Source organism: Flavobacterium koreense (genome assembly GCF_054776075.1).
Genome location: NZ_BAAHCF010000019.1, coordinates 1 through 3,345, shown reverse-complemented (window position 1 = coordinate 3,345; position 3,345 = coordinate 1). Strand labels below are relative to the sequence as shown.

The 3,345-nt window shown below is 36.2% G+C and carries 1 protein-coding gene; it reads right to left on the bottom strand.

Going from position 1 to position 3,345, the window contains the following annotated elements:
• On the bottom strand, positions 1-3,345 hold a 3,345-nt coding region (locus ACYU7A_RS08025; RefSeq protein ID WP_460575585.1), incomplete at both ends, for a beta strand repeat-containing protein.

The following is a 3,345-nucleotide window of genomic DNA, read 5'->3' as shown; positions in this document are numbered from 1 at the left end:
GTCATGTTAAACTTATTACCTGCTTGTGTAGTTTCTTGTGGTAATCCTGTTGGATTTCCTGCAATTACTCTTGTAACTCTAAATCTATATGCAGTAACATTAGACACTGCTCCTGCAGTAATCCATTGGTTCATAGCTGTTAATGTACTTCCACATTGTGCTCCAATTGTTGAAACTGGATTTGGTGTGTTTAAGTAACATGGCGCTCCATAGAATGGTTGATAAACCCCGTTAAGTTTAACAGAAACTTCAAACATGTATCTTGAATTGTAAGTAGTATTTGGTACGTTAGCCAAAGAAATGTTATTTGTTGGTCTTTCAATAACAATTGGATTAGCTATTGGTGCATTTGTATTCAAATCTACTTTAGTAATTCTAAACTTATAGCCTTGTGCAAAATTATACCAAGTAGCTGTTACTGTTGAATACCAACCAGACAATGTAGTTCCACATGTAGCAGGCGCTAACGAAGTTGTTGTTGGACATCCTGACGTTGCTATTGTAAAAGATTTAGTTGCAGTTCTTGTGCATCCTAAACTTGTTGTAGAAGTTGCAGTGTAAGAAACAGGTCCATCAATTTTAGTATACACAGTTGAAGCAGTACCTCCTGTATATGGTGTAGTTGCCTCAGAATCAGTATACAATCCTAAAATTGGAGACCAAGTTATTGGAGCTGGAGCAATATAATTGATTACTAATTGAGCAGAACCAAATGTTGCATCATTTCCAGTATCATTAAATGTTTCTGATAATTCTAAATTTATAGTTCCAGAAGAAACATTAAATCCAGGAAGATTTATAACTGGATTTGGAGATATTAAACCTGCACTTCCCAAAGTTGAAATTTGTGTAGCTGCTAAAGTATAACCACCTGTCAAAGCAACTCTAATTTCACTTCTATAAGAACCTCCAACCGCATTAACATTAGTCAATTGCAATTGAGCAGAAGTAATTGTTGAACCAACTGGAATTCCAGAAATTGTTACTGGATAAATTGCAGTATCAGTTCCTTCAGATACAAGATTTAAACCAAATGAAGCATTAGCTACACCAGGATTAGACATAGCAACAGCTGACAAAGTTTTAATCTCACCTATACAAGCTGTTGAACTGTTTCCAGAATTTGTAATAGCAGGAACTGGATTAAGATTAACATTTACTGCATAAGTAGCTGTATTAATACATCCAGCGCTATTAGTAGCAGTTAATGTATAAACAGTAGTAACAGTTGGGTTAAATACATAACCTGAACCTGAATTTCCACTTACTCCTGTTGAAGGAGACCAAACATAATTATCATAATCTCCAACAGTTGAAGTTATAGATACAGTACTAGTTGAAGAACCTTCACAAATTGTTTCACTAGCAGCGCTAATTGACAATGCTGGTGGAGTATTTACTGTAGCTGTTACAGCAGTTCTTGCTGAACTACAACCAGTTGAAACATTTAAATTATAGAAATACATATTAGTTGAAGAATCAGCCCCAAACCAATATCCACTAGTTACACTAAATCCTCCTGATAAAGTAGAACTTGGGTATGTAGTACTAGAATATCCTAATGCACCAACTGTACCAGAAACACCTGTAAGTATAAGTGAATAACTACCAGGAGTCGCAACTGTAATTCCTAAAGGAATAGTAACAGGAGTTAATCCTGAACCTGTAACAGAACCTGTTGTAACAGAAGTAACAGTAGTTCCGTTTGCTCCATTTTTAAGAGCAATTGTAAGTGTTCCTGTACCAGTAAATGGTATATTTACACTATTAATTACTACGTTAGGAACTGTAGTTGTAAACAAAATACCATGATTACCTGTGCTAGTTCCATTTGTTGAAACTGCATTTCCTGTTGCTCCAGCATTTCCTGATGCACCGGCAACTTTAGCTTCAACATAGTAAGTTGTAGTTGTTGAAATACTTGGAGTTGTATATGAATTTCCTGAAGCAAGAGATAAACCACCTGTTGCCGAAGTATACCAATTTAATGTTGCTCCAGATGATGGAGTTGCACCTAAAACAACTGTTCCTGCTCCACAACGCTCACCTGGAGTTGTTGTAGCTACAGCTGGTGCATCAACACCAATAACAATTGAATTAGAATCACTAAACGCACCACCGTTTGCACATGTAACTCTAAAGTAATAAGTTTCAGATGCGCTTAAAACTGGAGTTGTATATGTAGTAGTATTTGCTCCAGAAATTGCTCCTGCAGAATTATACCATTGGAATGAAATACCTGTAACACCTGTAGTGTAACCAGTAGCTGTCAATGTAGCTGTACCTGAATAACAAACATTTGCAACTGAAGAAGTGATAGTACCTGCATTTGGAGCACCAGCACAAGCAGGAGCAGCAATTACATTGATTGTATAATCTTCAAAAGAACCATATGATCCTGTGTAACATGGATTTGTTAATGGACCTGCATCAACACCACCAATTCTCAATCTATGATTACCAGGAGCTGCAGTTAATGGAATAGTAAATGAACCTGATAATGTAGTTGGATTATTTGCTAATGAAGTTCCTTGATAAACAATTTCACCTGCTTCAAATACTGCATTATTATTTATATCCAACCAAATAGTTGTATCGTATGTATATCCTGTTGAATAAGTTATACTAAAAGATTGTGGAACCAATTGCGTTACGTTAGCAACTAAATTAGAATAATTACCATATCTTCCAGGTTCAGCGCCTGTAGTATTGTTTATTGTACCAAGATTAACATTAGTTATACCAGATCCATCAACACTTGATGGTGCAGGGTTACAATAATTAGTTATTGTTAATTGAGCACCTGTTGAATTAACTGAACATCCACCTGGATTAACAACTAATCTATAGAAATTAGCTGTTGATGCAGTAGCTGTACCAGCTACATTTACAGTTAAAGTATTAGAAGTTGCACCAGAGTAAGTAACATTAGCTGGAGTACCATCAACAACATTAGAATAAGTTCCTCCTAAAGTTGTTGCTCTTTGCCATTGATAAGTCAAAGGCATTACAGCAGCTGTAGCAGATGCAGTAAAAGTAGTTGAATTCCCTGCTAAAACAGATGTTGCTGTTGGAGCAGCAGTAATTGTTGGGTTATTTATGATTAACTCAGCTCCCATTGAATTTGTATCTGAACAAGGAGATGAACCCAATGCAACTGATCTGTAATAATGAGGACCAGCTACTGGAGTTGCAGCTGTTGTTGTAACAGATAATGAACTTGTAGTAGCACCTGTATAAGAAGCGCCAGTTGGAGTTCCTGCTACAACATCGTTGTAATTTGTTCCATCAGATGAATATTGCCATTTGTAACCTGTAAATGAACCTGAAGCTGCTGTTGTAAAT